23 protein-coding genes, 1 tRNA gene and 1 riboswitch are annotated in these 23,509 nt (G+C 38.5%); of the genes, 21 read left to right on the top strand and 3 right to left on the bottom strand.

Annotated elements, in window-relative coordinates; translation table 11 throughout:
- The first annotated feature begins 62 nt into the window (after positions 1–62).
- From IGK21_RS09540 to IGK21_RS09500, 9 genes are all read left to right on the top strand, one after another.
- Complete coding sequence (locus IGK21_RS09540; protein ID WP_034699109.1) at positions 63–575, top strand: RNA polymerase sigma factor; 513 nt, start codon at positions 63–65, stop codon at positions 573–575.
- A 27-nt stretch (positions 576–602) separates the two neighbouring features.
- On the top strand, positions 603–1,496 hold the full coding sequence (locus tag IGK21_RS09535; RefSeq protein WP_034699112.1) for an RsiV family protein: 894 nt from the start codon (positions 603–605) through the stop codon (positions 1,494–1,496).
- Positions 1,497–2,060: 564 nt separating this feature from the next.
- Positions 2,061–2,786, top strand: coding sequence for a GntR family transcriptional regulator, LSA1692 subfamily (locus tag IGK21_RS09530; protein WP_063627411.1), 726 nt, complete (start codon positions 2,061–2,063; stop codon positions 2,784–2,786).
- 19 nt (positions 2,787–2,805) lie between these two features.
- The gene (locus IGK21_RS09525) at positions 2,806–4,089 is read left to right on the top strand and encodes a Sapep family Mn(2+)-dependent dipeptidase (RefSeq protein ID WP_034699191.1); all 1,284 of its coding nucleotides are present in this window, start codon (positions 2,806–2,808) and stop codon (positions 4,087–4,089) included.
- A gap of 145 nt (positions 4,090–4,234) precedes the next feature.
- A complete protein-coding gene (locus tag IGK21_RS09520) occupies positions 4,235–5,182 on the top strand; it encodes a N(4)-(beta-N-acetylglucosaminyl)-L-asparaginase (protein ID WP_034699124.1) in 948 nt (315 codons plus the stop codon).
- 61 nt (positions 5,183–5,243) lie between these two features.
- On the top strand, positions 5,244–5,573 hold the full coding sequence (locus IGK21_RS09515; protein ID WP_010718620.1) for a PTS sugar transporter subunit IIB: 330 nt from the start codon (positions 5,244–5,246) through the stop codon (positions 5,571–5,573).
- Between the two features lie 52 nt (positions 5,574–5,625).
- Positions 5,626–6,981, top strand: a complete 1,356-nt coding sequence (gene celB / locus IGK21_RS09510) for a PTS cellobiose transporter subunit IIC (protein ID WP_010738000.1) — start codon at positions 5,626–5,628, stop codon at positions 6,979–6,981.
- A 14-nt stretch (positions 6,982–6,995) separates the two neighbouring features.
- Positions 6,996–7,514 carry a GrdB-related putative oxidoreductase gene (locus IGK21_RS09505; RefSeq protein ID WP_010718618.1) on the top strand — a complete coding sequence of 173 codons (519 nt, stop codon included), beginning with the start codon at positions 6,996–6,998 and terminating at the stop codon, positions 7,512–7,514.
- A 376-nt stretch (positions 7,515–7,890) separates the two neighbouring features.
- Positions 7,891–8,502: a hypothetical protein gene (locus IGK21_RS09500; RefSeq protein ID WP_034699127.1), complete on the top strand. Its 612-nt coding sequence runs from the start codon at positions 7,891–7,893 to the stop codon at positions 8,500–8,502.
- A gap of 214 nt (positions 8,503–8,716) precedes the next feature.
- Here the strand turns inward: IGK21_RS09500 and IGK21_RS09495 are convergent.
- Positions 8,717–8,788, bottom strand: a tRNA-Arg gene (locus tag IGK21_RS09495).
- Positions 8,789–8,847: 59 nt separating this feature from the next.
- Here IGK21_RS09495 and rpoN point away from each other — a divergent pair.
- The 8 genes from rpoN to IGK21_RS09455 all read left to right on the top strand — a co-directional run bounded on the left by rpoN (position 8,848) and on the right by IGK21_RS09455 (position 18,685).
- Positions 8,848–10,179: an RNA polymerase factor sigma-54 gene (gene rpoN, locus IGK21_RS09490; protein WP_181915079.1), complete on the top strand. Its 1,332-nt coding sequence runs from the start codon at positions 8,848–8,850 to the stop codon at positions 10,177–10,179.
- 152 nt (positions 10,180–10,331) lie between these two features.
- Positions 10,332–11,423 (top strand): sugar-binding transcriptional regulator, encoded by a 1,092-nt coding sequence (locus tag IGK21_RS09485; protein ID WP_172595671.1) that lies wholly within the window; start codon positions 10,332–10,334, stop codon positions 11,421–11,423.
- A 40-nt stretch (positions 11,424–11,463) separates the two neighbouring features.
- A complete protein-coding gene (gene gap / locus IGK21_RS09480; protein ID WP_181915078.1) occupies positions 11,464–12,465 on the top strand; it encodes a type I glyceraldehyde-3-phosphate dehydrogenase in 1,002 nt (333 codons plus the stop codon).
- Between the two features lie 110 nt (positions 12,466–12,575).
- Complete coding sequence (locus IGK21_RS09475; protein WP_181915077.1) at positions 12,576–13,766, top strand: phosphoglycerate kinase; 1,191 nt, start codon at positions 12,576–12,578, stop codon at positions 13,764–13,766.
- A gap of 155 nt (positions 13,767–13,921) precedes the next feature.
- Positions 13,922–14,677 (top strand): triose-phosphate isomerase, encoded by a 756-nt coding sequence (gene tpiA / locus IGK21_RS09470; RefSeq protein ID WP_010718612.1) that lies wholly within the window; start codon positions 13,922–13,924, stop codon positions 14,675–14,677.
- Positions 14,678–14,792: 115 nt separating this feature from the next.
- Positions 14,793–16,091 (top strand): phosphopyruvate hydratase, encoded by a 1,299-nt coding sequence (gene eno / locus IGK21_RS09465; RefSeq protein ID WP_010718611.1) that lies wholly within the window; start codon positions 14,793–14,795, stop codon positions 16,089–16,091.
- Positions 16,092–16,350: 259 nt separating this feature from the next.
- Complete coding sequence (locus tag IGK21_RS09460) at positions 16,351–17,376, top strand: alpha/beta hydrolase (RefSeq protein WP_181915076.1); 1,026 nt, start codon at positions 16,351–16,353, stop codon at positions 17,374–17,376.
- A gap of 172 nt (positions 17,377–17,548) precedes the next feature.
- Positions 17,549–18,685: an ArgE/DapE family deacylase gene (locus tag IGK21_RS09455; RefSeq protein ID WP_034699134.1), complete on the top strand. Its 1,137-nt coding sequence runs from the start codon at positions 17,549–17,551 to the stop codon at positions 18,683–18,685.
- Between the two features lie 167 nt (positions 18,686–18,852).
- Here the strand turns inward: IGK21_RS09455 and IGK21_RS09450 are convergent, their stop codons facing one another.
- Entirely contained in the window at positions 18,853–19,419 is a 567-nt protein-coding gene (locus IGK21_RS09450) for an ECF transporter S component (RefSeq protein ID WP_010737992.1), read from the bottom strand.
- Positions 19,420–19,424: 5 nt separating this feature from the next.
- Entirely contained in the window at positions 19,425–20,399 is a 975-nt protein-coding gene (locus IGK21_RS09445) for a nucleoside hydrolase (RefSeq protein WP_034699136.1), read from the bottom strand.
- Between the two features lie 23 nt (positions 20,400–20,422).
- Positions 20,423–20,467: riboswitch (PreQ1 riboswitch) on the bottom strand.
- 222 nt (positions 20,468–20,689) lie between these two features.
- Here IGK21_RS09445 and IGK21_RS09440 point away from each other — a divergent pair.
- The 4 genes from IGK21_RS09440 to IGK21_RS09425 all read left to right on the top strand — a co-directional run bounded on the left by IGK21_RS09440 (position 20,690) and on the right by IGK21_RS09425 (position 23,509).
- Complete coding sequence (locus IGK21_RS09440) at positions 20,690–21,676, top strand: alpha/beta hydrolase (RefSeq protein WP_220381042.1); 987 nt, start codon at positions 20,690–20,692, stop codon at positions 21,674–21,676.
- 71 nt (positions 21,677–21,747) lie between these two features.
- A complete protein-coding gene (locus IGK21_RS09435) occupies positions 21,748–22,023 on the top strand; it encodes a GNAT family N-acetyltransferase (RefSeq protein ID WP_010718605.1) in 276 nt (91 codons plus the stop codon).
- 279 nt (positions 22,024–22,302) lie between these two features.
- A complete protein-coding gene (secG, locus tag IGK21_RS09430) occupies positions 22,303–22,539 on the top strand; it encodes a preprotein translocase subunit SecG (RefSeq protein WP_010718604.1) in 237 nt (78 codons plus the stop codon).
- Positions 22,540–22,759: 220 nt separating this feature from the next.
- Positions 22,760–23,509 (top strand): alpha/beta hydrolase, encoded by a 750-nt coding sequence (locus tag IGK21_RS09425; protein ID WP_034699138.1) that lies wholly within the window; start codon positions 22,760–22,762, stop codon positions 23,507–23,509.

Below are 23,509 nucleotides of genomic sequence, written 5' to 3'. Positions count from 1 at the left end.
TTAAAAAATAATTGAAACTTTTTGATTTGTTTGATCGTCATAGTAAGTGAGAGGGAAAGGAGATGGGTCCGATTTTTAATCGTTACAAGAAAAAGAAGCAAATCGAAAAATCAAAGAATTTATTAAGTGAATTGATCCAAGAGGAATATGAGAAAATGTTTCGGATCACAATGAATTATGTTCATAACAAAGAAGAAGCATTGGACGTAATGCAAGACAGTTTTCATAAAGCGTTAGCTGCTATTGAACAAGGGAAAGAGATTGAACGATTTTCAGCTTGGTTTTATCGTATTTTGATACGAACAGCGATCGATGCTTGGCGTAAGCAAAAACGAAATCAATCGGAAACATTGGAAGAAGAAACGATTCAACTCGCTCATACAATGGACGATTCATTGACTGATTTACATGGAATCATTGAAGGAATTGATAGCCCCGAAAAGGAAATTTTGATTTTACATTTTTTTGAAGGCTTTCGTTTAAAAGAAATTGCAGAGATTCTTGATTTGAATGAAAACACCGTCAAAACCAAAATGTATCGTACGTTAAATCAGCTAAGAAAAATCTTACAGTAAAAATCACAATAAAGGAGAGAAAGACGGATGTATTCAGCTCAGAAGGAACTAGAACAACTGAAACAAGTCTACCAACAACAAGAAATCCCTCATGGTATCAAAAATGAGATGATCAAGCGCTACTCACTGGAAGAACAAAGGTTTAATCAGCGAGTGAAACGAAAAAAACAAGTGAAAGGACTTATTCTATCTTTTGCTATTATTGCGATGATGTTCAGCAGTATTTTTTTTAACAATCAAATTCGTAGTTTTGCTGAAGATTTACCCTTGATTGGCCCAGTCGTGAAATTAATTTTAGGGAAAACACTGTCTGATGAAGCAATCGAGATCCGAGTGCCGCAAATCAGTACAAAAGATAAAGAAAATAGTCAGACGATTGCTGGACTGAACAAAAAGTACTTTCGTGAAGGACAAGAAAACTTTGAAAAAGCAAAAGTACAGTACCAAGACTTTAAAACAAATCATTTTCAAGTTACGGGAGATTATCAGAAACTGTTGGATGATCCGCGTTTTTTAGTGATTGAACGAAAGATGACACAAACTGCCGCAGACAGCTATACGGAAAAGCGTTATGATACGATTGATAAAAAAAGCGGAGTAGTCCTATCTTTACCACTTTTATTCAAAGATGATCAGTATCTTTCCGTTTTGACAAATGAAGTCAAAGAGCAAATGCAAAAAAATAGCAAAGAAAACCCTGATCAGTATTATTGGACAGATGATGATTTTAAAGATGGACTAATCAAAAAAACGCCATTAGTTACTAAAGACACATCTTTTTATATCAATAAAAATCACGAGCTAGTCTTAGTTTACGATCAATTTTCGATCGCACCTGGCTATATGGGCACACCAACCTTTGTGATACCTAAAGAAGTGACACGTTCACTTTTAGCTTCTCCAGATTACTTAAATGAGTAAGCTCAACCTAAAAAATAAATAACTGATCCTTTGCGCTATCATAAGAGTTGATTTGATTTTGGAAAAATACTTCAAATAGTTCAATTATACATGGTTATAATATATACAAAATGTCTAGGACAGCCATTGTTGGATAAATAGCTGTTTAAAAGAGATTGAGACAAAAGTATTTCGCATCAAGAAATAAGAAGGAATTTCCGAAAATTGACAAGAAACGCAAACACTGGTTTTTGCTGTTGATTGTTACCTACTTGGTGCTTCACAAATTTTTTGAAGATGCTACTTTTTTCTCACCGTGAACAAGAGGTCAGCTCTTTGAACATCATTTATTCGTTTTTAGAGATACTAGAAGAGACTGAAGCAAGTTTTGTTTCAGTCCCTTTTATTTTAGAGAACTATCCAAATTTCGTCCTAGAATTTTTTGTGCAAATATCGTAAATGATGTGAAAGTATATACTTTTTAGTATATACTTATTGTTGGATAAAAATATTTTCTCATTATTGTTGGTTCTGCTAATAAATAAAGCTAGCAGAAAGTTTGGAGAATATTTTAGGAGGAATCTCGTGAAAAAACAACCAAAATTTCAAGAAATTGCGAATGAGATTGAGAAGCGAATCATGGAAGGAATTTACGTTTCTAGTCAAAAATTACCTTCAGAATATGATTTAGCAGACGAGTTTCAATGTAGTCGTTTAACTGTTCGTAAAGCAATCGAATTATTGATCAGCCAAAATAAGTTGATCAAAGAAAAAAGTAAAGGCACGTATGTCATGAAACAACCTAAGATCCAAAGTGGCTCTGGAGGATTGCAAAGCTTTACCGAAACTGCTCGAATCCAAGGGAAAAAGACAAAAACGCAAGTCTTAGAATGCGAAGTTACTGAACAACTACCAACGAATGTTAAACAAGCTTTTGGTGAATCGATTTCTGAGCCAATCGTTCATTTGAGACGATTACGTTATTTTGATGACGAACCAATGACGGTTGAAAATCTTTATATTTTAAAACGTTATCTGGGAGAAGTCTCTCAAGAAGAATTAAGTGGGTCACTCTATCAAGTGATCGAAAAAAACGTGGAGATCGCTTATTCTCACCAAGAAATCGAAGCAGTGAAAGCGACGGCTGACGTGGCAAAACTCTTGCAAGTAGCTGTGGATGAACCGATGTTGTTTGTCCATTCAATGACATATTCGCCAGCAGCCAAACCAATCTTATATGACTGCTCGTTTTATCGTGCAGATAAATATACATTTAAAAATACGTTGATTCGTCAAAAAAGGAGTGAATAAATTGAAAAAAAGCAAGTCGATGATTGATGAACATTGGGAGGAATTTCTTGAATTTCTTCAAACAGTTATGAAAGTACCAAGTGTGAAAGGGGAGCCGGAAGATCATGCTCCGTTTGGGAAAGCACCTCGAGAAGTGTTGGACCTTGTACTCAAAAAAGGAAAAGAAGTAGGGTTTAAGACTAAAGTGATTGATGATGCGATCGGGTACGTCCAATGGGGAGAAGATGATGAGGACTATATTGGGATCATTGGTCATTTAGATGTGGTTCCAGCAGGATCGGGATGGGATTTCCCACCCTTTGATTTAAGCGAAAAAGATGGACGTTTTTATGGACGAGGGATTCTAGATAATAAAGGGCCGATCATTAGTTGTTTTTATGCTCTGATCCTGTTGAAAAAAATGGGAGCGGTTCCTAAAAAAACGATCCGCATTATTTTTGGGACTGACGAAGAAAGTGGGATGTCTGATGTGGCTCATTATTTACAGGCTGAAGTTCCACCATCATTTGGTTTTACGCCAGATTGTAAATATCCAGTTGTTTACGGAGAAAGAGGAGTAGTCAACCTAACGATTCATTTCCCATTAGTTAAAGAAGAAGTTATTCAAATCAGTGATTTTGCAGGGGATCAATATCGAAATCATGTGCCAGACCAGCTGAGTGTTTCGATTAATGCGAAAAAATTTGATGTGGAAGGAAAACGTTCTCCAAGTAATGCCCCAGAATTAGGGGAGAATGCGATTACGCTGCTTGCCGAAAAAATCAAAGCAGATTCAGCTGTTCCAGAACAAATACGAGCTTATTTTGATTGGATCTGGCAAGCTTTCCACAATAAACATTATGGAGAAGGAATCGATCTTGCTTTGTCTGATGAAGATTCAGGCAGGTTGATTCTTACACCTGTGAATTTGCAAAAAAACACTAACGGGTTAGATTTAGAAGTTGCTTTTCGTTACCCTGTTTCAGTCACAGAAGAGGAAGTCGTGAGTGGGTTGGCTAAACAGTTGCCCAAGAAAGCGACTTTTACAATCAATCGCAGTATTCCAGGGATCTGTCAGAAAAAAGATTCGCCTGAAATCAAAAAACTATCTCAAATTTATGGCGAGATTACTGGGAACGACCCTACACCAGTGACGACAACGGGTGCTACTTATGCCAGAAAGATTCCTAATGTATTAGCGTTTGGTCCCTCTTTTCCTGGACAGAAAGGGATTGCACATAACAAAAACGAGTATATGGAAGTAACAGATCTGCGTATGAATTTAGAGATATACCTGCGAAGCATTCAAGCATTGATCGAATAAACAGTTATATATTTTTTAAAAAAAAGATTATCAGAGACTTCTCTTATAAATCAATTAGATTTTAAGAAAAGTCTCTTTTTAGTATAGACATAATAGTATATACTAAATAAAATAGATGTAAGCGCTATATATAGGAGGAGTAAACATGTGGGGAATTATCGCAACGTGGCGTATGGCACATGATGGTGTGTTAGCTGCAAAAGAATTATTAGAACAGGAAGGAACATGCGGAGATGCCGTGGAAACGTCAATCAAATGTGTAGAAGACTATCCATTTTATAAATCAGTTGGCTATGGTGGCTTGCCAAACGAACGAGGCATTGTAGAAATGGATGCGGCTTTTATGGATGGGGATACGTTCAAAATTGGGGCAGTGGCTGGGATCGTAGATATTGCGAATCCAATATCAGTTGCCAGAAAATTAAGTAATGAAAAATTCAATAGTTTTCGCGTAGGACAAGGAGCCACTGAATATGCAATGCTAGCAGGATTCGAACGGAAAAACATGCTAACGCCAAGAGCTAAAAAAATTTGGCAAAAACGAGTGGCAGAAGTGGCGAAAACGAATCTAAGCCCCTATGACGGACATGATACGGTGGGCGTGGTTTCTTTGGATCAACACACTGGCATGGCTGCAGGAACGTCTAGTTCTGGATTATTTATGAAAAAGCAAGGTCGTGTGGGAGATTCCCCTTTATCAGGTTCTGGTTTTTACGTCGACAGTCAAATCGGTGGTGCGACAGCAACTGGTCTAGGAGAAGATCTAATGAAAGGCTGTCTAGCTTATGAAATTGTTCGCTTGATGGGAGAAGGAGTCACTCCACAAAAAGCCTGTGATCAAGCTGTGTATTCTTTTACTGATTTATTAAAAGAACGGTATGGCAAAGCAGGTGCTTTTTCATTAGTTGCTATGAATAAAGCAGGTGAATGGGGAGTTGCGACCAATGTCGAATTTACGTTTACTGTTGCAACTGAAAAGGAGCAACCAGCTATCTACTTAGCTAATCCAGGAGTTGATCAGACAACGATCATTGAACCAATCACCAAAGAATGGCTGGATGCTTATGAAAAACGCATCAAAGCCCCAGTTTGATCCCAGTATCGAAGTCATTTAGCTGATAATCAGCATATGTATATATAAGGAGGAGAAAAAAATGGCAACAAAAAAAATCTATTTATTCTGTGAAGCAGGTATGTCAACGAGTATTATGGTCAATAAAATGATGGAAGTAGTCACAAAACATCAGATGCCACTAGAAATCCATGCGTTCCCAGCAATCCATGCAGAGGAAAAAGTTGAACAAGAGAAACCGGTAGCCATCTTATTAGGACCACAAGTTCGTCATTTAAGTGACAAAATGAAAAAAACGTTTGAGCCGTTAGGCATTCCTGTAGGCACAATTGCCACAGAAGCATATGGCATGATGGATGGCGAACGTGCGATGAAAGATGTCCTGAAAATGATCAAAGAAAGTAGAAAATGAGTTTTTGTAAACGGAAACAGTTGGAGTCAACAAAAAGATCGGGGGAAAAAAGATGCAAAAATTTTTGAATTGGTTAGAAAAAGTTTTGACACCAATGGCAAAAACGGTTGGAGAAAATAAATATTTGATTGCTATACGAGATGGCTTTTTACTTTCTACACCGTTATTGATCGTGGGGTCATTGTTTCTAGTATTGACCAACTTTCCAATACCAAATTGGAATGAATGGATGGCTGGATTTTTAGGGGAAAATTGGGCAGTCATGTTGAATAAGCCTGCTACCGCCAGTTTTGATATCATGACGATTTTAGCAGTTGGGGGCATCGGTTATAGTTTAGCAAAGCAATTTAAAGTGGATGCGATGCAAGCGGCAATTATTTCTTTAGTTTCATTCTTTATCGTAACGCCTTTTACCACATTATTTACGCCAGAAGGTTCGACTGAAGTATTTGAAGTCGGAAGTCTTCCTTTACGTTGGATGGGATCAAGTGGTTTATTTTTAGGGATGGTAGTTGCTTTAGTAGCGACTCGTATGTTCGTTGCCTTGATTCGTACAGGGTGGACAATCAAAATGCCAGATGGCGTGCCGCCTACTGTTGTTAAATCGTTTGAAGCATTGATTCCAAGTTTCGTCATCTTAACGTTCTTTATGGTGGCGAATTGGGTAGCGAGTTTAACCACATATGGGAATTTACAAGAAATCCTGTTTAAATTCTTACAAACACCATTGTTAAGTTTAGGGAATACCTTAGGTGCTATGATCATTGCGTACTTATTTTTACATTTTTTCTGGTTTTTCGGAATCAACGGTTCAAGTGTCGTAGGTGCAGTTTTCAATCCAGTTCTTCGTGCTTTATCGATTGAAAATCTAAATGCGTTTAAAGACGGACATGAAATTCCTAATATCATTACAGGTCAATTTCAAGATATGTTTGCAACATTTGGTGGGGGCGGTTCTACCTTATCATTGATTTTGATTATGATTCTTGTATGTAAAAGTCAGCGAGTGAAAAAACTTTCACAATTATCGCTTGTACCGGGAATTTTCGGGATCAATGAACCGATCATCTTTGGTTTACCGATCGTATTAAATCCAATCATTTTGATCCCATTTGCTTTAGTACCGACAATCAATATCATTATTGCTTATTTTTGTATGGACCTAGGGCTAGTTGCTTACACCAATGGGATTCAACTTCCATGGACAACGCCACCGATCATTTCAGGCTTTTTAGTCAGTGGTTGGCAAGCTTCTGTCCTTCAGGGATTACTTATTTTATTAGGAATGGCAGTTTATTATCCATTCATCAAAGTGTTAGACAATCAATATCTGAAAGAAGAGCTTGAGGCAGAAGAATCAACAGCAGAAGAAATCAATTTTGATGACTTTGATTTTGATACCTTATAAAAAGGAGTAGGAGCATGAAAAAAATCATTTTGATCCTCAACCATGTGACCGCAGGTATGGGAAGTGACGAACAAGCACAATTACCTCCAGGTGGAAAAAAAACAGCTCTAGGACCGGGAGAAACATTAGCGCCATTGTTTAAAGAAAAAAAGGCAGAGATTATTGCTACTTTATACTGCGGTGATCGTTATTATTCAAGTCATCCAGAAGAAGTCAAACAAAAATTTATCGGATTCGCCAAAAAGTTTGGAGCAGATGCGATATTATGTGGACCAGCTATGCATTATCCTAATTTTGGAGAGATGGCAGGCGGGTTAGTCGAAGCTTTTAACAAAGAAGGCATTCCTGCTGCCGCTGCAATGTCTGTTGAAAATCCTGCTGTAGCAAAATATCAGCAAGTGATCCCCATCGTTAAAATGCCAAAAAAAGGTGGGATCGGACTAAATCAATCCTATAAAAATATGGCAACAATCGTGACACAGTTAGCGAAAGGGGAAGAACGAACTTCCTCAGAACAAGAAATGATCTTTTGAATCAAAAGTGAATAAACGGAGCATAATGTCTTTTCTTAAGTTGAAAAGCTGTTTCGATAGATGACGGAAAAAAGCCAATCATTACGTATGTTTTGATTGGCTTTTTGTGTGAAGAAGGTTGCAAAGAATGGTTTGCCGCAAGCTGGATCAGGGGAGATGAGGAACACGTAAGGCTTTGATCAATGTTTGGGTAGAAAGATTCGATCAATTAGCTAACTGAATTTCACCGTTTGCCAACTTGCTCCTTCTCTTTATTGATTTGTTCTTTCTCTTTATTAAAAAGTAGAGTGAAAAAATAGACTTGAATCTCAATGGATCGTCCAATAAACTATTTATTGTAAGCGATTTATTCTTAATTGAAGAAAAGTGGTGATGTATGAACAAAGTAAAGATACTCATGACGTTGTTTGTTAGCTCTATACTTCTATTGTTGGTTTCTCATCCCCAAGAAATAGCGGCAACTACAAGCAAGTCTAATGTAGGAACACATGCAACATTTTCCAAAGTAATGACTTATGATCAAATGATTGAGCAACTCACAAACGATCTTCAGCTTTCATCAACAAAAGCAAGGCAAAAACTCGAATCTTCGGACAAGATTGTTCACACAGTTACTCGAAATAGAGCAACCTTTCGAGTACTGTCGCATACTGTGACGGTGAATAAGACGTACAAGCCAACGATGCGGTTTTATTGTGAAACGAGTGAAAGTGGTCATTTTAGAGCGATTAAACGAATAATAGCAATAAATTTGGTTAGAGAAGACCAGGAAGTGGCAAAAGCCTTTTCCGGAACTGTCTATGTCAACTTAGAAGAAGCCAATCGTATCTATTATATCGTGAATGGTGACTTCTTTAATCAAGGCACGACTTCATGGCAAAACGGATCAACGAGTGGTGTAGACAGTGCGCTAGATCTAAGGTTTACTACAAAGGATGCCGGGAGCCATTACCAATACAGTTATAGTGAACACCGAATCACTTTTTGATTTGCAGGCGGGTAAGGAAGTGGACAGCGATCGCTAACCATTGTTGAATAATAGTGAATGGTCAAAGAAAAGTGATGGGAGAGATATGGGTGGCTCGTAAAACTTAGTTTACACAAAAAATAACGAAAAAAGCTGATCCATACATGCGGATCAGCTTTTTATCTTTTAAATTTAGAAAGCAAAACATTCCCAAATATGCTAAGATAGCAATAGACGCGTCCTGAGGGAATCGAACCCCCGTCTCAAGAACCGGAATCTTACGTGATATCCACTACACTAAGGACGCAAGTACAGACACAATTGTAACGAAACTAAAAAAAAATTACAAGGGGAATGGACAAAAAAATGAAATTTCAACAAAACTTTTCACAAAAACAACAGCAAACACAAAAATTAGCCATGACACAACATCTGCAACAGTCCATCCAGGTATTGCAATATAACAGTGAAGAGCTCTTGGCATTTGTTGAAAATCAAGCATTAGAAAATCCATTGATAGAAGTAGTGGAACCAGAATGGCAATCTGACTATCAGAAGATCAGATCAGCCAATGATAATGAAGAAACCAACTACTTAAATCAAATTCCCGATACCAGTGTTTCCTTATTTGAATCATTGATCGAACAGATCCATTTGAACTATCGGCAGACCTTCTTACGTCAGTTAGTTCTTTATTTAGTCGAGTACATTGATTTAAATGGATTTTTGACGATTGATTTAAAAGAGGCACAAGAACAAACAAATGCAACTTCGATTGAGATCCTTGATGCACTGACGCTGGTCCAACAACTTGAACCAGCAGGTGTGGGGGCACGAAGTTTACAAGAGTGTTTGATGTTACAAACGGAAAGAGATGACTTTGCACCAGAGTTAGCGTATATCGTTTTGGAAGAGTGTTTTGAGTTGCTGGTTGATCGCAAATGGAAAGAGATCGCTCAACGCTTTTCAATCGAACTTAGTGAAGTACAACGAATCTTTGATTACATCCAAACACTTAGCCCAAGCCCTGGACGGATTTTTGATCGAAGCAGTGAATTATATATCATCCCTGATGTCAAAGTGATGGTTGATAAGGACCAAAAAGTGTCTGTCCTCTCTAGACGAGGAAATCAACCAGACGTTCGTTTCCAGGAACATTATTTTAATCAGATGCTAAAAAAAGCAGACAAAGAAACGCAAGCGTATTTGAAAGAACGGAAACAAGAGTTTGACTGGTTGAAAAAAACGATTCTACAACGTGGGGATACGATTTTACAGGTGGCTCAAATCATTGTTTCCCATCAACAAGCCTTTTTCACAAATAAAGAACGACCAATTAAACCGCTGACATTAAAAGAAGTGGCAAAAGAGTTGGAAGTACATGAATCCACTGTCAGCCGTGCCGTCAATGGAAAATACCTGGAAACTGAATTTGGGGTTTTCGAGCTTAAGAAATTCTTTACAACTAGACTACAGCAAAGTGGGACAGATACTGAGACCGATCTCTCAGCTGATACTGCACAAAAGAAAATCCAAGAACTTGTAGATCAAGAAGACAAAATCAAACCACTTTCTGATCAAAAGATCGTAGAATTATTAAAAAAAGATGAAATATTGATTTCAAGAAGGACGGTTGCAAAATATCGTGACCTGCTGGGAATCCCAAGTTCATCGAAAAGAAAACGTTATGATAGATAATGTGAATCTCGACTAGAAAAAAATGAAAAGTTTTTTCTAGTCTTTTTTTATTGAAAAAAACGGGTAAAACTGTTAGACTTACATTCGTGAGGTTGAGATTTTCCTTTTAAATACTTAGTAGTAGGAAAGTCGCTTTTCTTTTTTTATCGTACATGGGTCGTTTTGAGTCTACATTGGACAAATATCGTCCAACTAAGGAGATCGCTATGCTTGATGAATTGAAAATGATTGAATCTGTTGCACCGGATATTATCGAGGTTTTACAGGAAAGATATAAAATTTTACGTAATATTTATTGGATGCAGCCAATAGGTCGTCGTAGTTTATCAGAGAGTATGGGCATCACAGAACGCGTATTACGAACAGAAACAGATCTATTGAAACAGTTAGATTTGATCAACACCTCTAAAAGCGGTATGACTTTGACCAAAAAAGGAGAAGAAGTTTATCAAAGCCTTGAGAACTTCATGGATCAACTTTTAGGAATGCATCAGACAGAAAAAAAACTGGCTGAGTATTTTGGGAATCAACGTTGTATCGTGGTATCAGGAAACAGTGAAGAACAGCCTAAAGTGGCGGATGCTTTTGGTGAAGCATTAAATGAAGCTTTAGATTTGTTACTACCGGAGGGCAATAATATCATTGCTGTAATGGGCGGAACAACGATGGCTGTAGTAGCTGAACAACTGACAAATTTGGAAAACAATCAGCGACATAATCTATTTGTGCCAGCTCGTGGTGGTATCGGAGAGGCTGTGACTGTACAAGCAAATTCCGTAAGTGCTAGAATGGCTACAAAAGCAAGTGGAAATCATCGTGCATTGTATGTTCCAGAACAATTAAGTTTAGCAACGTACAATTCCTTGCTCAATGAACCCTCTATTCAAGAAGTGTTAAACTTGATTAGTCAGGCAAATTGTGTTATTCATAGTATTGGACGCGCACTCCATATGGCAGCACGTCGAAAAATGACTGAAAAGGAATTAGTCATGCTGAAACAGGCGAATGCGGTGGCGGAATCTTTCGGCTATTTTTTCAATGAAAATGGCGAAGTCGTATATAAAGTTCCTCGCATCGGAATCGAATTGAAAGATTTGGCAAATGTACCCATCATTCTTGCGATTGCTGGGGGAAAGTCAAAAGCAAAAGCGATTCGCGCCTATATGAAAAATGCACCAAAACAAACGTGGCTCATCACTGATGAAGCTGCAGCAAAAGAGATTTTAAAAGGGGTATCCCTTTAAAATAAATATTTTTTTGATTTTCATAAGGAGGAAATCTTAAATGACAGTTAAAGTAGGTATTAATGGTTTTGGACGTATCGGACGTCTAGCATTCCGTCGTATCCAAGATGTAGATGGAATCGAAGTAGTAGCAATCAACGACTTAACAGATGCTAAAATGTTAGCACACTTGTTAAAATATGACACAACTCAAGGACGTTTCAACGGAACAGTTGAAGTTCACGAAGGTTCATTCAACGTTAACGGAAAAGAAGTTAAAGTTTTAGCTAACCGTAACCCTGAAGAATTACCTTGGGGCGAACTAGGTGTTGACATCGTTCTAGAATGTACTGGTTTCTTCACTTCAAAAGCAGCTGCTGAAAAACATTTAACAGCTGGTGCTAAACGTGTTGTTATCTCAGCTCCTGGTGGAAATGACGTTCCAACAATCGTTTATAACACAAACCACGAAACATTAACTGGTAAAGAAACAGTTATCTCAGGTGCTTCATGTACTACTAACTGTTTAGCTCCTATGGCTAAAACATTAAACGACAAATTTGGTGTTGTTGAAGGATTAATGACAACTATCCACGCTTACACAGGTGACCAAATGACTCTAGACGGACCTCATCCTAAAGGTGACTTCCGCCGTGCACGCGCTGCTGCTGCAAACATCGTTCCTAACTCAACAGGTGCTGCTAAAGCTATCGGTTTAGTAATCCCTGAATTGAACGGTAAATTAGACGGAGCTGCTCAACGTGTTCCTGTACCAACAGGTTCATTAACTGAATTAGTTACAGTTCTTGAAAAAGAAGTAACTGTTGACGAAATCAACGCAGCAATGAAAGAAGGTTCAAACGAATCTTACGGATACAACACAGACGAAATCGTTTCTTCTGATATCGTTGGTATGACTTTCGGTTCATTATTTGACGCTACACAAACTAAAGTAATGACTGTTGGCGACAAACAATTAGTTAAAACTGTTGCTTGGTATGACAACGAAATGTCTTACACTGCACAATTAGTACGTACTTTAGAATACTTCGCTAACTTATAAGATAGACCAAACGTACAAGTGTAATTTATAAGCATGTACACTTAAAAGCGGGGAAGCAATCGCGCTTCTTCCGCTTTTTTTGATAGTAAGTTTATTTAGGAGGAAATAAAATGGCTAAGAAAACAGTGAAAGATATTGATTTAAAAGATAAAAAAGTTCTTGTCCGTGTTGACTTTAATGTTCCTTTGAAAGATGGCGTGATCACAGATGACACACGTATCAAAGCAGCATTACCTACAATCAACTACGTATTAGAACAAGGCGGAAAAGCAATTCTTTTCTCTCACTTAGGACGTGTAAAAACGGAAGAAGATAAAGAAGGTAAATCTTTAGCTCCAGTTGCAAAACGTTTAGGCGAATTATTAGGAAAAGAAGTAACTTTCGTTCCTGAAACTCGTGGTGCAGAATTAGAAGCAGCAATCAATGGCATGAAAGATGGCGACGTGGTTGTTTTTGAAAACACTCGTTTTGAAGACATTGATGGCAAAAAAGAAAGCAAAAATGATGCAAACCTAGGTAAATACTGGGCTTCATTAGGTGATGTATTTGTCAATGATGCTTTCGGTACAGCTCACCGTGCGCATGCTTCAAACGTCGGAATTGCTTCAACTGGTATCCCAACAGTTGCTGGATTCTTGATGGAAAAAGAAATCAAATTTATCGGTGAAGCCGTTGAAGAACCAAAACGCCCTATGATCGCAATCTTAGGTGGTGCAAAAGTTTCTGATAAAATCGGTGTAATCGAAAACTTGATTCCTAAAGCAGACAAAATCTTGATCGGTGGCGGAATGACTTACACATTCTACGAAGCTAAAGGAATCAAAATCGGTAACTCTTTAGTAGAAGCTGATAAAGTTGAATTAGCAAAAGAATTGATCGAAAAAGCTGGCGACAAATTAGTCTTGCCAATCGATAACGTTTGTGCTCCAGAGTTCTCAAACGATGTTGAAACACAAGTAATCGAAGGCGATATCCCTGAAGGATTGATGGCTTTAGACATCGGCCCTGCATCAGTGAAATTATTTGCTGATACATTACAAGGTGCAAAAACAGTTGTTTGGAACGGACCAATGGGTGTGTTCGAAATGAGTAACTTTGCTAAAGGTACAATCGGTGTTTGTGAAGCAATCGCTAACCTTGAAGATGCAACAACAATCATCGGTGGTGGTGACTCAGCAGCTGCTGCAGAACAATTAGGTTTTGCTGACAAATTCACACATATCTCAACAGGTGGCGGCGCAAGCTTAGAATTACTAGAAGGTAAAGAACTACCTGGTTTAGCTGCAATCAACGATAAATAAGCATCGTTCGTTGTATCTGATTTAGATGAAGACAGCTGCTTTTTGCAACGGTGAATTGATTCAAACTCAAATAAACTTAACCAAAAAGCAGCTTTTTCTTTTTATACGTGGAGGAGAGTTCCACGACTCATAATTTTAAAGGAGTGCATACTGTCATGCGTAAACCAATTATCGCTGGTAACTGGAAAATGAACAAAACTGCATCTGAAGCAAAAGAATTTGCTGAAGCAGTAAAAAACAACATCCCTTCAAATGAAAAAGTTGATTCTGTTATCGGATCACCTGCTTTGTTCTTACAAGAACTAATGGCTTCAGCTGAAGGAACAGAATTAAAAATCTCAGCACAAAACTGCTACTGGGAAAACTCAGGTGCATTCACAGGTGAAACTTCACCAGCTGCTTTAGCAGACTTAGGTGTGGACTATGTGATCATCGGACATTCAGAACGTCGTGAATACTTCCATGAAACAGATGAAGACATCAACAAAAAAGCGAAAGCTATCTTTGCAAACGGCATGATCCCAATTCTTTGCTGTGGTGAATCTTTAGAAACTTACGAAGCTGGAAAAACAGCTGAATGGATCGAAGGACAAATCACTGCTGGTCTTGAAGGATTAACAGATGGCCAAGTAAGCAACATGGTTATTGCTTACGAACCAATCTGGGCAATCGGTACTGGTAAATCAGCTGATGCACAAATTGCTGACGAAATCTGTGGCGTTGTACGTCAAACAGTTGAAAAATTATACGGCAAAGAAGTATCTGATGCAGTACGTATCCAATACGGTGGTTCTGTAAAACCAGAAAACATTGCTGAATATATGGCGAAAGAAAATGTTGACGGAGCATTAGTTGGTGGCGCAAGCTTACAAGCTGATTCATTCTTAGCATTATTAGACGCTGTAAAATAATTAGTGAAAATTTGCGAAAAATGCAAGAAATGTTTGCACTAACGCCTAAAATTAACTAAAATCGTATATGAGGGAAATCCCTTAGGAAAAAACAAACTCAAAGGAGAGACAAAACATGTCAATTATTACTGATGTTTACGCTCGCGAGATCTTAGACTCACGCGGTAACCCAACAATCGAAGTAGAAGTATACACAGAAAGCGGAGCTTTTGGCCGTGGAATGGTTCCTTCAGGTGCTTCAACTGGTGAATACGAAGCCGTTGAATTACGTGATGGAGACAAAGCTCGTTATGGCGGTAAAGGTGTAACTAAAGCTGTTGACAACGTAAACAACATCATTGCTGAAGCAATCATTGGCTACGATGTACGTGACCAAATGGCAATCGATAAAGCTATGATCGCTTTAGACGGAACTCCTAACAAAGGTAAATTAGGTGCGAACGCAATTTTAGGTGTATCTATCGCTGTTGCTCGTGCAGCTGCTGACTACCTAGAAGTACCTTTATACCACTACCTAGGCGGATTCAATACAAAAGTTTTACCAACTCCAATGATGAACATCATCAACGGTGGATCACATGCGGATAACTCAATCGACTTCCAAGAATTCATGATCATGCCTGTTGGCGCTCCAACATTCAAAGAAGCTCTACGTATGGGTGCTGAAGTATTCCACGCATTAGCAGCAATCTTGAAATCTCGTGGATTAGCTACTTCTGTTGGTGACGAAGGTGGATTCGCTCCTAACCTTGGTTCAAACGAAGAAGGTTTTGAAGTAATCATCGAAGCAATCGAAAAAGCTGGCTATGTACCTGGTAAAGACGTTGTTCTTGCTATGGATGCTGCTTCTTCAGAATTCTACGACAAAGAAAAAGGTGTTTACGTATTAGCTGATTCAGGCGAAGGCGAAAAAACAACTGACGAAATGATCAAATTCTACGAAGAATTAGTTTCTAAATATCCAATCATCTCAATCGAAGACGGATTAGACGAAAACGACTGGGACGGATTCAAGAAATTAACTGACGTATTAGGCGACAAAGTTCAATTAGTTGGTGACGACTTGTTCGTAACAAACACTCAAAAATTATCTGAAGGTATTGAAAAAGGAATCGCTAACTCAATCCTAATCAAAGTTAACCAAATCGGTACTTTGACAGAAACTTTTGAAGCAATCGAAATGGCTAAAGAAGCTGGCTACACAGCAGTTGTTTCTCACCGTTCAGGTGAAACAGAAGATTCAACAATCTCTGATATTGCTGTTGCAACAAACGCTGGTCAAATCAAAACTGGTTCTCTATCACGTACTGACCGTATTGCTAAATACAACCAATTACTACGTATCGAAGACCAATTAGGCGAAGTTGCTGAATACAAAGGTTTGAAATCTTTCTACAACTTAAAAAACAAATAATTTTAGGACGATCAAATAAGTACGATGATAGCAGAGCGTCGATTATATAGCTGTGCTGGTCTACTTCATTCTAAAGTTATTAAAAAGTACCTTTCTCTTATCTTGAAGATAGGAGAAAGGTCTTTTTTTGCAGAAAAAATTTAGAGATTATCCTAACAAAAACTGAATTACATAATCGTTTTTTGTCACGTTTACAAACGATTTAATTATTGCTAAGATATTATGATAAAAGGAAAAAAAAGAATAATGGGGAAAGTGTATGAAAGCAAAAATTTTAAAGGGGTTCAAATGGTTCGGTATTTTGCTTCTCAGTACCATTTTATTGGTCGTGATTGCTTTTCAAGTTTCACCGAGACCGGGTGCTTATGTGATCCGACATCTGTTTAGCGATGCTGTAACGATCACAGATAAAGAAACGTATGAACAAGCAAAAGATTCCACTAGTTCGCTCACTGATCGTTCTTATCAATCACAATTCAAAAAAAACAACTACGATATCTATTATCCTAAAGACAGTGAGGGACCTTTACCCACGTTGATCTGGGTTCACGGTGGAGGCTATGTGAGCGGGGATAAAGCAGGTGTAAAAGAATTTGCAACAAGATTAGCTTCAGATACGCACATCGCAGTTGTTGCTATGAACTATGAACCGGCACCTAGCTCTCAGTATCCCAATCAAGTAGTACAAGTCAATGAATTAGTCCAACAATTAAAAAAAGAGAACAATCAGAAGTTGGATCTTTCAAAGCTGATTTTTGGTGGCGATAGTGCAGGCGCTCAGATTGCCTTACAGTATGTTACTATCCAAACAAATCAACAGTATGCAAAAGAAATGAAGATGAAACAAATGATTGATCCAACAGCGATCAAAGGAGCCATTTCTTACTGTGGGCCAGTTGACTTGCAACAAACAGCAAAACAGCAATCGAGTGATCGATTGATGCATTTCTTCGTTAAAACGGTAGCTTGGTCTTTGATTGGAACGAAAGATTGGCAAACAGACGAACGCTTATATCAAGCTAGTTTAGTTGATCAAGTGTCAAAAGACTTCCCGCCTACGTATATCACAGATGGAAATGCGTATTCTTTCCAAGATCAAGGGATTGCTTTCGCAAATAAATTAAAAGAGTTAGACGTTCCTGTAGACGAACTATTTTATAAAGACCAGAAAAAAGAAATCAGTCATGAATATCAATTTAATTATACATTGCCAGAATCAAAAACTTGTTATGAGCAAACGGAGCGGTTCATTGAAAACTGTTTTCGATCTACAACAGCTCAATAACGAATTGCCGAAGCATCCCGAAATAGCTCCTTCTATTTTGGGGTGCTTCGGTGTCTTTAGACATAGGAGTGTCAATGGCTGCTGCTAGCTAATCGACTGAGAATGGATGAATGATTGAAAATGATACACTGTTTCAGTAAAATAGAAAGAAACAGCAGGAGTGTGGGACAGGATGGGAAATGAAGAAAAAATAGCTATTTTACAAGAACTGATCCGAATCAAGTCAGTGAATGGGAACGAAGGGGAAGTAGCCGCCTACTTAAATCAATTATTGAATCAACATGGAATCCAAGGAGAAATCATTTCTCACACTGAGGGGCGTGATAACTTGGTGGCGACGTATCACAATGGTCAAGGAAGAGTATTAGGTTTGTCTGGTCACATGGATGTTGTGTCTGCAGGAGACGAATCGAATTGGACCTATCCGCCTTTTGCAGCAGAAATAAAAGGTAATCGTTTGTATGGACGTGGTGCTACCGATATGAAAAGTGGGCTAGCCGCTATGGTGATTGCGATGATTGAATTGAAAGAGTCCGGGAAACCGTTTAACGGGACAATCAAATTATTAGCGACAGTAGGGGAAGAAGTCGGAGAATTAGGTAGTGAACAACTGACAAAAGCAGGTTATGTCGACGATTTAGACGGATTGATCATTGGTGAACCAACCAATTACAATTTGATGTATACTCACATGGGTTCAATAAACTATACCGTTGTTTCTCATGGTAAAGAAGCCCACAGCTCAATGCCTCAAGAAGGCTACAATGCGATCAACCATTTAAATGAATTTATCACGCGTGCAAACGAGCAAATGAATGCTTTAGCGAATGATTTCCAAAATTCCGCGTTAGGAAAAACGATTCATAACGTTACAGTGATCAACGGAGGAAATCAAGTCAACAGTATTCCAAGTCAGGCGCAATTACAAGGAAATATCCGCTCAATCCCTGAATTTCCAAACGATCAAATCATTGATTTATTGCAAAAGATCGTGGATGAATTGAATGAAGGAACGAACTATCACTTAGAATTGACGATCGACTACAATAAGATTCCTGTGAAAGCAAATCCTGATTCTTCGTTGATCCACCATATTCAAAAACAGTTCAAGCAACCATTGCCCCTAGTAGGTGCAGCAGCAACGACAGATGCAGCTGAATTTACTAAATCCGCTCACTCCTTCGATTTTGTGGTATTCGGTCCCGGAGTCGTAAACTTGCCTCATCAAATAGACGAGTATGTAGAAATCGATAATTACTTGGATATGATTGACACATATCAAGCAATCATCTTGTCTTATTTAGCATAACAGCCTATTTTGGTTCAAAATACAAAAAAGTACAAAGTAGATCCTTCAATTAAATCAAAAAAACGCAAAACAAATTTTCATGTTTTGCGTTTTTTTTGATTTACTAATTGAAGTAACCGACTTCTATTCGCACGTGTATTTACTCCAACTCATCACAACTACGCAGCTCAAATCGCTCTGTTCACAACCCTTTTCGGCAATGCCAAGACGACAAGGGTGACGACGACTACTGAGAGCAGGCGGTCGAGGTAATCGGTACCCGCTTGAACGAGAATCACGCTCATTGTTTGATTGAACCCAATTCCATGGAGGAACTGAACAATCATGCTTGAACCAGAAGAAGTGACTCCCCCAAAGAGTTTTACAGTGATTAGGGAAGAAAGGATGGTTCCAGGCAGTGATAAGACAAGCGCCCAGAAAACTAAGGTCCAGCGGTTCTTACTTCGAGTGAATCGTTGATGGAAAATCACTCCAGCAAGTAAACCTGTTACCATTTGAACAGGTGAATAATACAACGAGAAGATATCGGTGGTAACACCACTTAATACCCCGCTGGCTAAGCCAGTGAGTAACCCAAATACCGGACCTAACAAAGTCCCAGCGAATATGGTACCGATCGAATCAAGATAGATCGGTAATCGTAGCCATAATGCAATGGTTCCGCCGATATAATTGATTCCGATACATAAAGCGACGATCGTAATCGTCTGTGTGGTGATTCTTTTTTTGCGCATGTTTTTCATCCCATCTTTAATCTTTCCAGATCTTTTTTAATCGTTTCTTCTTGTGCATTTAAAAGAACGGTCAAAAACTTCCGAAAAAATAGATGAGTATCAACTTCTGTCATAATGGTGCTGTTTGGTGCTTTTTGCCAAAAATCAAAGCGATCGACTAGTGTTTGCCCACGGCTGATTCCTTGCGTTTCAACAGCGGTATAACTAGTAAATCCCTGACAAATGCTTTCGTCGATAAAGTAGGCAACGGCCAGAGGATCATTGATGACGCACCCTAGGATTCTTTCTTGTTGCCAGTGAAAATCAAAATAAAAACGAGTGATCGCTTTTAGAAATTCTCCTTCCTCAGGATTGAGCTGACAACAATATTCTAATAAGGTAGGTGTCAAAACGATTTCTCTCGTAACATCTAACCCGACCATTTCAATCGTGTTCCCTAAATTTTCAAACACAAAGGCAGCTGCATCAGGATCGCACCAATAATTGTACTCAGCAACTGGTGAACAGTTTCCGTGGCTTTTGTAGGTGCCACCCATTGAAATAAATCGCTCGAAATGTTTTCCTAAATGTGGATTTTTCATCAAAGCACGAGCAATATTGGTCAAAGGGCCAAGTGCAATGATCGAGGTGTTTGTTTCTTTAGAAAAGTATTCCGCCAAAAAATCGACTGCTGATTTTTCTTCTATTTGTTTTTCTTGTACTTGAGCAAAGTTTGTCTCGCCTAATCCGTCCATCCCATGAGTGTCTTGTGCGCTAATAAACGGCTGTTTCAACGGTTGTGTTTCCCCTTGATAGACGGGGATGTCTAAGCGTCCGCATCGTTTCAAACATTTGAAAACATTTTGGCTACCGATCGTCACAGGTACATTGCCGCAGACCGTCGTGATCGCAACTACCTCGATTTCGGGGGACTTGATGGCTAACATCAATGCTAAAGTGTCATCGATTCCAGGATCGCAGTCAATAATTACTTTTCGCATTATTTCCAATCTCCTTTCTGTAGAGATACTTAGTTTTTTATTCTGGGAAGTTTCCGAACCAGTCCAAGGATACTCCTTGATTAAAATGCACGGAATCAGTATACTGGCTTTTAAATAAAATGTAAATGTTATCTTATTTTTTATTCCTATTTGAATGGTTTTAAATTTCAATGAAGCCTAGGGTGAAAACTTGAGCAGTTTTTTTAGAAAATGGTACAATGGAATAGAAGGATATACGGATTGATAATAGAAAAAATATTTATGGAAAGCGGGGAAGATAAGTGATTGTCATGTATCTTATTCTTATAGTTCTCATTTTAGGCGCAGTCATTTATCGTGGACTTTCTTCTTACTATGCGCAAAAATTAATTCAATCGGGTTTACAAAGAGGGTATGATTGGTATGAGAAAACAGGTCATCAGTTGATGGACCCATCGGCTTTTACGATCGTGGAAAAGCAACGGCAACTTGCGGAAACAGAAGCTGAGGGCTTTTGGAATAAAGGCAAAGAAATCGAAGTCAAAAGTCATGATGGGTTAAAACTGTTAGGACGAATCTTTCAAAGTTCCTCTCCCAACAAAAAATGGGTTGTTTGTGTCCATGACTATCGAAGTGATGGGAAAACAGATATGTCTTATATTGGAAAGAAATATGCAGAAGCAGGGCTTAACGTCTTGATTCCTGATTTGCGTGCTCACGGCAAGAGTGAAGGAGAAATCATCGGGATGGGGTGGTTGGATCGTTTAGACTTGATTATCTGGATCAACTATATTTTACAGATGCAGCCAGATGCTAACATTATTTTACATGGGAGTTCAATGGGTGCCTCTGCTATCATGATGGCTAGTGGGGAAAAACTACCTCCTGCAGTTCGAGGGTTTATCCTGGATAGCGGGTTTGTTTCCGTCTATGCGGAGTTTCGCTACATGTTGAGCAAACTAACCTTTCTTCCTAAAAAAATGATCATGCGCCATGCGAATCGCTATGCAAAGAAATATGCTGGTTATTCTTTGAAACAGGCGTCAGCAACTCGTCAGTTGGGCAGTAACCATCTGCCAGTATTGATCATTCATGGGGAAGAGGATCAGTTCGTTCCAGTCAGTGCCGCTTATACGATCCAAAATGCAACAGCTGGTGAAAATGATCTTTTTCTGATCCCAGAAGCTCAACATTTAGAAGCAGCCGTGAAAGATCCCACCAAATATTGGACGGTTGTTTTCTCATTTATCGAACAGCGAATCGATTGGAGAGAATCAGGTTATTCCGAGTATAAATAATTGTTTGCTGAGAACTAGACTGTTAGAATCAAGGAGAACAAATTATTTGGTCAATACGGGGAGTGGCGAAAATGGAAATCAAAGAAGAAAAAAATCGTTTCGTATTATTGAATGATGAAGCAAAAGAAATCGGGGAAATGACTTGGTCTGATGCAGGACCAGACATCATGATCATTGATCATACATTTGTAGAACCAGAGTATCGTGGACAAAAATTAGCAGAAAAATTAGTGCTTAATGGCGTAGAACTAGCTCGAAGAGAAGGTAAAAAAATTATTCCATTGTGTCCATATGCGAAGAAAGAATTTGAAAGAAAACCTGAATATCAAGATGTGCTTCGTAAATAATCGACTCGTTTTCGTACGATCGTCAATGAATGAAATGACAAAAAGTGGATCTGTCCGCTAAATGAACTTTTTTAAAATAAGAGAAACCGAAATTGTAGCAACCGGCTATTAACGTTGTTATTCTTTCGGTTTTTTCATCTTTTCAGTCTTTGCCCATGAATAAGTGCTAATACTAAATGTTATCTAAAATTGAAGCCCCATTCGCAAGAGAAGGTTGTCAGAGTTTTTTTTATATGATAAAGTAAAATAGATGATATTTTACGGAAAGGAGGCTGCTTAATGTATAATGTAATTTTAGGAATCGTGATCGTGTTATCGATTGTAATGGTCATTGCAATCATGATGCAACCAAGTAAACAAAACAGTGCAGCAAGTGCATTTACTGGCGGAGCGGATCAATTATTCGGTAAACAAAAAGCACGTGGTTTTGAAGCAGTCATGCAACGTTCGACAGCGGTAATGGGTGCCATTTGGATGATTTTATTATTTGTACTAGCCTTTTTATCTTCTAAATAAAAAGTTGATTTAACGATTAGTCGAAATAATTATGAATCGTTTTTTCGTTCAAAAAATTTTGGCTTAATTTTTTAAGTAGTTGATTTGAATGAGCGAAAAAAGAATTCCTTTCATGCAGAGCAGTGATTGACGTCGCGGCTCTTTTTTATTTGCCAAAAGAGCGGTTTTGTCCTAAGGGATCGCCAATCTATGTTAAAATGAGAAGAACGAGGTGAACCTAATGAAAAGTCTACCAAAACCCCTTTATGCAAAACATAGCAAGAGAGCTGTGCTACTCTTACATGCCTATTCTGGAAGTCCGAATGATGTGCGCATGCTGGCTCGATATTTGGAAAAGTCAGAATATACTGTCTATGCTCCATTGTTTACTGGACATGGAACGCTAGCTCCACAAGACATTTTAGCGCAAAAAACGGAAACATGGTGGGAAGATACGAAACAAGCCATCCACTTTTTAAAAGCAGAAGGTTTTTCCCAAGTTGCTGTTTTTGGATTATCAATGGGAGGAATCTTCGCTGTTCGAGCATTAGCAGAACAGCCAGAGATCATTGGTGGCGGATGTTTCTGCTCGCCGATTTCACCAGTTGAAAATCATGTGCCAGAAAATTTTGAGCGATATGAACGTTATGTGCTAAAACTTGCAGGGGAATCTGAACAGGAAATCGAAGAAACTGTCGCTGCGCTTCGACCAAATGTTTATCAGCAATTAGCAGAGATACAAAACCAAGCAGCAATTACAGAAGGAAAACTTAGTGACATCCAAGCACCTGTTTTTTTAGCCCAAGCCGGTCAAGATGAAATGATTGATCCAGCTGGAGTCTACGAAACAGCAAAAAAATTAGCCGATAAAAGAGTGACCCTTCAATGGTATCCCAACAGCAAACATGTGATCACCGTTGGAGAGTCTAGAAAATTACTGGAAAAAGATGTGTTGGAGTTTCTAGAGAATTTACCTTGGAATGAGGAATGA

Origin of the sequence: Enterococcus sp. DIV1421a, from assembly GCF_051711025.1 — a bacterium.
In the GTDB taxonomy this organism is placed as follows: Bacteria; Bacillota; Bacilli; order Lactobacillales; family Enterococcaceae; genus Enterococcus_B; species Enterococcus_B hirae.
This window is presented reverse-complemented; position numbering and strand designations above follow the sequence as displayed.

Bases quoted from the DNA above. Each gene is read 5' to 3' on its own strand.
- IGK21_RS09540 (WP_034699109.1), top strand. From the start codon at position 63: ATGGGTCCGATTTTTAATCGTTACAAGAAAAAGAAGCAAATCGAAAAA.
- IGK21_RS09535 (WP_034699112.1), top strand. From the start codon at position 603: ATGTATTCAGCTCAGAAGGAACTAGAACAACTGAAACAAGTCTACCAA.
- IGK21_RS09525 (WP_034699191.1), top strand. From the start codon at position 2,806: ATGATTGATGAACATTGGGAGGAATTTCTTGAATTTCTTCAAACAGTT.
- IGK21_RS09520 (WP_034699124.1), top strand. From the start codon at position 4,235: ATGTGGGGAATTATCGCAACGTGGCGTATGGCACATGATGGTGTGTTA.
- IGK21_RS09515 (WP_010718620.1), top strand. From the start codon at position 5,244: ATGGCAACAAAAAAAATCTATTTATTCTGTGAAGCAGGTATGTCAACG.
- celB (WP_010738000.1), top strand. From the start codon at position 5,626: ATGCAAAAATTTTTGAATTGGTTAGAAAAAGTTTTGACACCAATGGCA.
- IGK21_RS09505 (WP_010718618.1), top strand. From the start codon at position 6,996: ATGAAAAAAATCATTTTGATCCTCAACCATGTGACCGCAGGTATGGGA.
- IGK21_RS09500 (WP_034699127.1), top strand. From the start codon at position 7,891: ATGAACAAAGTAAAGATACTCATGACGTTGTTTGTTAGCTCTATACTT.
- rpoN (WP_181915079.1), top strand. From the start codon at position 8,848: ATGAAATTTCAACAAAACTTTTCACAAAAACAACAGCAAACACAAAAA.
- IGK21_RS09485 (WP_172595671.1), top strand. From the start codon at position 10,332: ATGGGTCGTTTTGAGTCTACATTGGACAAATATCGTCCAACTAAGGAG.
- gap (WP_181915078.1), top strand. From the start codon at position 11,464: ATGACAGTTAAAGTAGGTATTAATGGTTTTGGACGTATCGGACGTCTA.
- IGK21_RS09475 (WP_181915077.1), top strand. From the start codon at position 12,576: ATGGCTAAGAAAACAGTGAAAGATATTGATTTAAAAGATAAAAAAGTT.
- tpiA (WP_010718612.1), top strand. From the start codon at position 13,922: ATGCGTAAACCAATTATCGCTGGTAACTGGAAAATGAACAAAACTGCA.
- eno (WP_010718611.1), top strand. From the start codon at position 14,793: ATGTCAATTATTACTGATGTTTACGCTCGCGAGATCTTAGACTCACGC.
- IGK21_RS09460 (WP_181915076.1), top strand. From the start codon at position 16,351: ATGAAAGCAAAAATTTTAAAGGGGTTCAAATGGTTCGGTATTTTGCTT.
- IGK21_RS09455 (WP_034699134.1), top strand. From the start codon at position 17,549: ATGGGAAATGAAGAAAAAATAGCTATTTTACAAGAACTGATCCGAATC.
- IGK21_RS09450 (WP_010737992.1), bottom strand. From the start codon at position 19,419: ATGCGCAAAAAAAGAATCACCACACAGACGATTACGATCGTCGCTTTA.
- IGK21_RS09445 (WP_034699136.1), bottom strand. From the start codon at position 20,399: ATGCGAAAAGTAATTATTGACTGCGATCCTGGAATCGATGACACTTTA.
- IGK21_RS09440 (WP_220381042.1), top strand. From the start codon at position 20,690: ATGTATCTTATTCTTATAGTTCTCATTTTAGGCGCAGTCATTTATCGT.
- IGK21_RS09435 (WP_010718605.1), top strand. From the start codon at position 21,748: ATGGAAATCAAAGAAGAAAAAAATCGTTTCGTATTATTGAATGATGAA.
- secG (WP_010718604.1), top strand. From the start codon at position 22,303: ATGTATAATGTAATTTTAGGAATCGTGATCGTGTTATCGATTGTAATG.
- IGK21_RS09425 (WP_034699138.1), top strand. From the start codon at position 22,760: ATGAAAAGTCTACCAAAACCCCTTTATGCAAAACATAGCAAGAGAGCT.